Source organism: Kitasatospora sp. MBT63, from assembly GCF_000710465.2.
Classification (GTDB): Bacteria; Actinomycetota; Actinomycetes; order Streptomycetales; family Streptomycetaceae; genus Kitasatospora.
The window spans coordinates 7660-15943 of record NZ_JAIZ01000297.1 but is presented as its reverse complement, the minus strand read 5'-3'; the positions used below and the strand labels follow the sequence as shown (position 1 = coordinate 15943).

At 73.5% G+C, this 8284-nt stretch carries 6 protein-coding genes; all 6 read left to right on the top strand.

Features of this window, described 5'->3' with window-relative positions:
- Positions 1-94 precede the first annotated feature (94 nt).
- The 6 genes from AA75_RS18520 (at position 95) to AA75_RS18495 (ending at position 8232) form a co-directional block, all read left to right on the top strand.
- Positions 95-877: a VOC family protein gene (locus AA75_RS18520; protein WP_033821201.1), complete on the top strand. Its 783-nt coding sequence runs from the start codon at positions 95-97 to the stop codon at positions 875-877.
- Positions 878-997: 120 nt separating this feature from the next.
- Positions 998-1747: an HAD family phosphatase gene (locus AA75_RS18515; protein ID WP_033821200.1), complete on the top strand. Its 750-nt coding sequence runs from the start codon at positions 998-1000 to the stop codon at positions 1745-1747.
- A complete protein-coding gene (locus AA75_RS18510) occupies positions 1744-4149 on the top strand; it encodes a glycoside hydrolase family 65 protein (protein ID WP_033821199.1) in 2406 nt (801 codons plus the stop codon). Before AA75_RS18515 ends, AA75_RS18510 begins: the two co-directional genes overlap by 4 nt.
- 275 nt (positions 4150-4424) lie before the next feature.
- The gene (locus AA75_RS18505; RefSeq protein WP_033821198.1) at positions 4425-5672 is read left to right on the top strand and encodes a S53 family peptidase; all 1248 of its coding nucleotides are present in this window, start codon (positions 4425-4427) and stop codon (positions 5670-5672) included.
- A gap of 147 nt (positions 5673-5819) precedes the next feature.
- A complete protein-coding gene (locus AA75_RS18500; protein WP_033821197.1) occupies positions 5820-7553 on the top strand; it encodes a pyruvate dehydrogenase in 1734 nt (577 codons plus the stop codon).
- A gap of 88 nt (positions 7554-7641) precedes the next feature.
- On the top strand, positions 7642-8232 hold the full coding sequence (locus AA75_RS18495) for a helix-turn-helix domain-containing protein (protein ID WP_033821196.1): 591 nt from the start codon (positions 7642-7644) through the stop codon (positions 8230-8232).
- The last annotated feature ends 52 nt before the right edge of the window (positions 8233-8284 follow it).

Sequence of the window (8284 nt, the reverse complement as noted above, 5' to 3'; positions counted from 1 at the left end):
CCCCGCCCCGGGCCCGCCCCGGACCGGGCCTCCGGTGGCGGGACGGCGGGCGGGCGGCCAAGGTGGGCGGGGGACCCCGACCCTGGGAGGCGCTATGCCCGAAGTCACCACCCCGTACAAGCCCGGCACCCCGTGCTGGGTCGACCTGATGGCCAAGGACCAGCAGGCCGCGCTCGACTTCTACCGTGACCTGTTCGGCTGGCAGGGCGAGATCGGCCCGGCCGAGTTCGGCGGCTACGCGATCTGCACCCTCAACGGCAAGCCGGTGGCCGGCATCGGCCCGGCGATGGCACCCGAGGGCATGCCCGAGCCGCCGGTCGCCTGGACCACCTACCTGTCGTCGAACGACGCGGACGCCACCCTGGCGGCGATCAGCGCTGCCGGCGGCACCGTACTGATGCCCGTGATGGACGTGGGCACCGTCGGCCGGATGCTGGTGGTGGCCGACCCGACCGGTGCGGTGTTCGGCGTCTGGCAGCCGGTGGACTTCGCCGGCGCCCAGGTGGTCAACGAGCCCGGCGCGCTGGTCTGGAACGAGCTCAACACGGCCGACCCGGAGGCCGCCAAGGCCTTCTACCCGGCCGTGTTCGGCGTCCGGCTGCCGCTGATGGAGGGCGCCACCCACTACTGGTCGCTGGAGGTCGACGGCAAGGCCGTCGGCGGTGTCCAGAAGCTCGGCGGCAGCCTGCCGCCCGGCACCCCCTCGCACTGGCTGACCTACTTCGCGGTGGACGACACCGACAGCACGGTGGACGCGCTGGTGAAGGCGCGCGGCTCGGTGCTGATGCCGCCGACCGACGCCCCCTGGGGCCGGTTCGCCGTGGTCCAGGACCCGCAGGGCGCGGTCTTCGCCGTGATCAAGTCGCCCGAGGAGTGACCGGTGCGGTGACGCCCGGTCCTGACCGGGCGTCACCGGCCGTACCGCCGCCCGTTCGCGACGCGCCAGCCGAGCTGCAAATGGGCGGCTCTGCCGTGTGTTCGAGCGAGACTGACAGGCATGCTGGGACTCCCGGACGACATCCGTGCCTTCCTGTTCGACCTCGACGGCGTGCTCACCCAGACGGCCAAGGTGCACGCGGCCGCCTGGAAGGACATGTTCGACACCTTCCTACGGGCGGAGGCGGCCCGCGGCGGCCCGGACTTCGTCCCGTTCGACCCGGTCGAGGACTACGACCGCTACGTCGACGGCAGACCCCGGCTCGACGGCACCCGGGGGTTCCTGGAGGCCCGCGGCGTCCACCTGCCGGAGGGCACCCCGCAGGACCCGCCCGGCACCCGTACCGTGCACGGCCTCAGCAGCGCCAAGAACGACACCGTGCTGCGCATGATCAAGGAGCAGGGCGTCCAGCCCTACCCGGGCTCGGTCGACTACCTGCACCGGCTGCAGGCGCTCGGGCTGCCGCGCGCGGTGGTCTCCTCCAGCGCCAACTGCCGGGACGTGCTGCGGGCCGCCGGGATCAACGGGCTGTTCGACGTGGTGGTGGACGGCGTGGTCGCCGAGCGCGAGCAGCTGGCCGGCAAGCCCGCCCCGGACACCTACCTGGCGGCCGCGAAGGCGCTCGGCGTGCCGCCCGAGCACGCCGCCGTGTTCGAGGACGCGCTCGCCGGGGTGGCTTCCGGGCGGGCCGGCGGCTTCGGCGCGGTGGTCGGCCTCGACCGTACCGGCCAGGCCGACGAACTGCGCGCCCACGGTGCGGACCTGGTGGTCGCCGACCTGTCCGACCTGGTCGAGGGGGACCCGCTGTGACCGCGCCCGACGCCTTCTCGGTCGACCCGTGGGGGGTCGCCGAGCACGGCCTGGACCTGGACGCCCAGGCCCGGGCCGAATCGGTGTTCGCGCTGTCCAACGGCCACATCGGCCTGCGCGGCAACCTCGACGAGGGCGAGCCGCACGGTCTGCCCGGCACCTACCTGAACGGCGTGTTCGAGCTGCGTCCGCTGCCGTACGCGGAGAGCGGCTACGGCTACCCGGAGTCCGGGCAGAGCGTCATCAACGTCACCAACGGCAAGGTCATCCGGCTGCTGGTCGACGACGAGCCGTTCGACCTGCGCTACGGCGAACTCCGCAGCCACCAGCGGAGCCTGGACTTCCGGGACGGCCTGCTGCGGCGGTACGCGGAGTGGACCTCGCCGGCCGGGCGGACGGTCAAGGTGACCTCGGTGCGGCTGGTCTCGCTCACCCAGCGGGCGGTGGCGGCGGTCGACTACACGGTGGAGGCGGTGGACGGCCCGGTGCGGATCGTGGTCCAGTCCGAGCTGGTCGCCAACGAGCAGCTGCCGGGCGGGGAGCGCGACCCGCGGGCGGCCGCGGTGCTGGAGCAGCCGCTGGTCTCCGAACTCCACCACGCGGCCGGCACCAAGACGGTGCTGGTGCACCGCACCCGCTACAGCGGGCTGCGGGTGGCCGCCGGGACCGACCACGCCATCGAGGGCCCGGACCAGGTCGACACCACCGCGGAGTCCACCGACGACCAGGGCCGGATCAGCGTCACCACCGTGCTGGAGGCCGGGGAGAAGCTGCGGCTGGTCAAGTTCATGGCGTACGGCTGGTCGGCGACGCGCTCGCTGCCCGCGGTCCGGGACCAGGTGGAGGCGGCGCTGACCGCCGCCCGGCACACCGGCTGGGACGGGCTGGTGGCGGAGCAGCGCCGCTTCCTGGAGCGGTTCTGGTCGAACAACGACATCGAGATCGAGGGCGACGTCGAGCTCCAGCAGGCGGCCAGGTTCGCGCTGTTCCACGTGCTGCAGGCCGGTGCGCGCAGCGAGGAGCGGGCCATCCCCGCCAAGGGTCTGACCGGGCCCGGCTACGACGGGCACAGCTTCTGGGACACCGAGATGTTCGTGCTGCCGGTGCTCACCTACTGCCTGCCCGGCGCGGTCGGGCAGGCGCTGCGCTGGCGGCACACCACGCTGCCGATGGCGCGTGAGCGGGCGGCCCAACTGGGCCTGGCGGGAGCGGTGTTCCCGTGGCGGACGATCCGCGGGGAGGAGTGCTCCGGGTACTGGCCGGCCGGTACCGCGGCGTTCCACATCGGCGCCGACATCGCGGCGGCCGTGGTGCGTTACGTCCGGGCCACCGGGGACGTGGAGTTCGAGCAGACCTACGGGCTGGAGCTGCTGGTCGAGACGGCCCGGATGTGGCGTTCGCTCGGCCACCACGACCCGGTCGGCCGGTTCCGGATCGAGGGGGTCACCGGGCCGGACGAGTACAGCGCGGTGGCGGACAACAACGTGTTCACCAACCTGATGGCGCAGTCCAACCTGCGGCACGCCGCCGAGGCCGCCAACCGGCACCCGCTGCAGGCCGCGGCGCTGGGCGTGGACACCGAGGAGGCGGCGGCCTGGCGGGACGCGGCCGCCGCGATGTTCATCCCGTACGACGAGAAGCTCGGGGTGCACCCGCAGGCGGACGGCTTCACCGACCACCAGCTGTGGGACTTCGAGAACACCCCGGCCGAGACCTACCCGCTGCTGCTGCACTACCCGTACTTCGACCTGTACCGCAAGCAGGTGGTGAAGCAGGCCGACCTGGTGCTCGCCATGCAGGTGCGCGGCGACGCCTTCACCGAGGACCAGAAGGCCCGCAACTTCGCCTACTACGAGCGGCTGACCGTCCGCGACTCCTCGCTGTCCGCCTGCACCCAGGCGGTGATCGCGGCCGAGGTCGGCCAGCTGGACCTGGCGTACGACTACACCGCCGAGGCCGCCCTGATGGACCTGCGCGACCTCGGCGGCAACACCCGCGACGGGCTGCACATGGCCTCGCTGGCGGGGGCCTGCATCGCGCTGGTGGCGGGCTTCGGCGGGCTGCGGGACCACTCGGAGCACCTGTCGTTCCGCCCGCGGCTGCCCGCGGGGCTGCAGCGGCTGGCGTTCACGCTGCGGATCCGGGAGAGCCTGCTGCGGGTCGACATCACCCACGCCACCACCGTCTACACGGTCCGCAAGGGCGGGCCGCTGACCCTGCTGCACGACGGCGAGCCGGTGCGGCTCGGGGTGGAGGAGAGCGCCACCCGGCGGACCGCGGTGATCGAGGCGCCCGAGCGGTGCGTCCAGCCGCCCGGCCGCGAGCCCGCCCGGCGGACCGCACGGGCCGGGGTGCAGGGTGTCGTGCAGGCGGGCGGGACGGAGCACCTCGCCGCCGAGTGACAAGGCATCAACAAGCTTTCTCCCAGGAGCCCTTTACCGTCGCCAACCGGCGGTAAAGGGCTCCTCCAATTTTCTGACGGTCCGTTGTTGGGCGTGAACATGTCCGTCTAGCGTCGTCGTCAGCTCCCCGCACCACCCAGGTGGGAGGCGGCGGCCCCCGGGCCGTCCGGCCGTCCCGCTGCTTCCGCCTGCCCCTCCGCGCCCCGGACCACCCCATCCGGCGCGCGGCGCATCCGCACGGCCCCCGGTTCACCCCAGCCACAGGAGGCAGTCCGTTGCGTACCCCCACGCCCCGCACCCGTCGGGCCGTCCTGGCCGCCGCCGGCACCGCGGCGCTCGCCGTCTCGGCCTTCGCGTCCGCCGCACCCGCCGGCGCCGCCGCCACCCCCACCACCTACAGCAAGGGCGGCACCTCCTGGGTCCGCTCCTGCGCCACCCTGGCCAAGGGCGACACCATGGCCTGCCACGCCCTGCGGGTCACCAGCACCGTCGAGCCGGTGCACGCGCTCGGCGTCACCCCGGACCTGACGCCGGCCGGCTACGGCCCGTCCGACCTGCTCGGCGCTTACAAGCTGCCGGCCGGCGGCGGCGCCGGGATGACCATCGCCATCGTGGACGCCTACGACGACCCCTCGGCCGAGGCGGACCTGGGCGTCTACCGGGCCCAGTACGGCCTGCCGGCCTGCACCACCGCCAACGGCTGCTTCAAGAAGACCGACCAGAACGGCGGCACCAGCTACCCCGCCAAGAACAGCGGCTGGGCCGGGGAGATCTCGCTCGACCTGGACATGGTCTCCGCGATCGCCCCCAAGGCGAAGATCGTCCTGGTGGAGGCGGCCAGCGCCTCGATGGCCAACCTCGGCAAGAGCGTCAACACCGCGGTCGCGCTGGGCGCCAAGTTCGTCTCCAACAGCTACGGCGGCGGCGAGTCCTCCGCCGACACCTCCTACGACAGCTCGTACTTCAACCACCCGGGCGTCGCCATCACCGTCTCCTCGGGCGACTCCGCCTACGGCGCCGAGTACCCGGCCGCCTCCCGGTACGTCACCGCGGTCGGCGGCACCGCGCTCAGGCGGGACTCCAGCAGCCGCGGCTGGAGCGAGTCGGTCTGGCTCACCAACTCCACCGAGGGCGGCGGCTCCGGCTGCTCGGCCTACGACGCCAAGCCCACCTGGCAGAAGGACACCGGCTGCAAGAAGCGGACCATCGCCGACGTCGCGGCGGTCGCCGACCCCGCCACCGGCGTCGCGGTCTACCAGACCTACGGCGGCAGCGGCTGGGCGGTGTACGGCGGCACCAGCGCCTCCTCGCCGATCATCGCGGGCGTCTACGCGCTCGGCGGCGCCCCGTCCGCGGGCAGCAGCCCGGCCTCCTTCCCGTACGCCCACACCACCTCGCTGTTCGACGTGACCACGGGCTCCAACGGCAGCTGCTCGCCGGCCTACCTGTGCAAGGCCGGTGCGGGCTACGACGGCCCGACCGGGCTCGGCACCCCGAACGGGACGGCCGCCTTCCACGGCTGACCCGCTCCGCTCCCCACGGCGGTGCGCGCGGCGGCCGGGGCCTGCGGGCCCCGGCCGCCCTTCCGTGCGCCTCGGCCGAAATGTCCCCTTTGCCGTGCTAGGCATGGTCCGACAGCGGGCGACGGGCGAGACGGGACGAGGTACCCCATGGGCAGCGTGGCCGAGCAGATGGTGGAGGTGCTCCGGCAGGCGGGCGTGGAACGGGTCTACGGGGTGGTGGGTGACAGCCTCAACCCGGTGGTCGACGCGATCCGGCGGGCCGAGGGCATCTCCTGGGTGCACGTGCGCAACGAAGAGGCCGGGGCCTTCGCCGCCGCCGCCGAGGCCGAACTGACCGGCCGGCTCGCGGTCTGCGCCGGCTCCTGCGGGCCCGGCAACACCCACCTGATCCAGGGCCTGTACGACGCGCAGCGCAGCGGCGTCCCGGTGCTGGCGCTGGCCTCGCACATCCCGTCCGGCCAGATCGGTACCGGCTTCTTCCAGGAGACCCACCCGGAGCGGGTGTTCACCGACTGCAGCACCTTCTGCGAGCTGGTCTCCACCCCCGAGCAGCTGCCCCGGCTGCTGCGGGTCGCGGTGCAGCACGCGCTCGGCGCCCCCGGAGTCTCGGTGCTGGTCTTCCCCGGCGACGTGGCCGCGCTGCCCGCCGCCGGGCCCACCGGCGAGGGCACCTTCCTGACCGAGCAGGCGGTCGCCGCCCCGCCCTGGTCCCAGGTCCGGGCGCTCGCCGAGGCGCTGAACTCCGCCGGCACCGTGACGGTCTTCGCCGGCGCCGGCACCCGCGGCGCCCACGAGGAGGTGATGAAGCTCGCCGCCACCGTGCAGGCGCCGGTCGGGCACTCGCTGCGCGGCAAGGAGTGGATCCAGTACGACAACCCGTACGACGTCGGGATGAGCGGCCTGCTCGGCTACGGCGCCTGCCACGAGGCGCTGCACGAGGCCGAGCTGGTGGTGCTGCTGGGCACCGACTTCCCGTACGACTCGTTCCTGCCGCAGGCCCGGACCGTCCAGGTGGACCACGACGCCACCCGGCTCGGCCGCCGCACCCCGCTGGAACTGGCCGTGCACGGCGATGTCGCGGCCACCCTGCGGGCGGTGCTGCCGCTGCTCGACCAGAAGCAGGACCGGCGCTTCCTGGACGCCATGCTCGACAGGCACTGCCGGGCCCTGGAGACCGTGGTCGGCGCCTACACCAAGGACATCGGCCACCACCGCCCGGTCCACCCGGAGTACGTCGCCTCGGTCCTGGACGAACTGGCCGCCGACGACGCGGTGTTCACCGTCGACACCGGCATGAACAACGTCTGGGCGGCCCGCTACCTCACCCCGAACGGGCGGCGCCGGGTGATCGGCTCCTTCCTGCACGGCTCGATGGCGAACGCCCTGCCGCACGCGATCGGCGCCCAACTCGCCTTCCCCGGACGCCAGGTGGTGTCGCTGTCCGGCGACGGCGGGATCGGCATGCTGCTCGGCGAACTGCTCACGGTGGCCAAGTACCGGCTGCCGGTGAAGACGGTGGTGTTCAACAACGGCGCGCTCGGCATGATCAAGCTGGAGATGCTGGTCAGCGGCTACCAGGAGGCCGAGACCGACAACGGCGACGTGGACTACGCGGCCATCGCCCGGGCCTGCGGCATCCCCGCCAAGCGGGTGACCGACCCCGCCGCGGTCGAACAGGCGCTGCGGGAGGCGCTGGAACGCCCCGGCCCGGCCCTTGTCGACGTGGTCACCGACCCCAACGCGCTGTCCATCCCGCCGCGGATCACCGCCGCCCAGCTCAAGGGCTTCGCGCTGGCCGCCGGCAAGACCGTGCTGTCCGGCGGGGTCGGCCGGATGATCGACCTGGCGCGTAGCAACCTGCGCAACATCCCGCGCCCCTGATCGGACCGTAGCGCCACCGCTGACCTGCGGGTTTGCCCGGGAGGCAAGTTTCTTGCCTCTGAGGCACCGGCGGGTGTGCACTGGAGGCATGACAGACGACCAAGAGGTCGCGGGCCTCGGCGCCCGACTGCGCGAACACCGGCTCGCCGGACGGTTCACCCTGGAGGCCGCGGCCGCCCGGGTCGGACTCTCCCCAGCTTACGTGTCCCGCCTGGAGACCGGACAGCGCCAGCCCTCGCTGCCCGTCCTGCTCGGCCTCGCCCGCGCCTACGGCACCACCGTCGCCGGACTGCTCGGCGAACAGCCCGGCGAGCCCGACCCGGTGATCCGCGGCGCCGCCATCGAACCGGGCCGGGCCGGTGGCTGGGGCTACCGGCGGGCCGGCGCCCCCGGCCGGGCCATGCAGGCCCTGCACGTCCAGGTGCCGCCCGGCCTCCAGGACGCCGTGGTCCGGGTCCATCCGGGCGAGGAGTGGCTGTACGTCACCCGCGGCCGGCTGCGGCTGACCCTCGGCGAGCGCGTCCACCTGCTCGACGAGGGCGACTCCGCCCACTTCGACTCGCTCACCCCGCACTGCATCGCCGCCGACTCCGCCGACGGGGTCGAGCTGCTCTTCCTGCACACCCTGCTGCAGAGCCCGGGCGGCGAACTCTGCCTCGGCGACACGCCCCGGCTCTGAACCCCGCTCCACCCGCAATCACCCCCGCGGCACACCCACCACCGGAGGACCG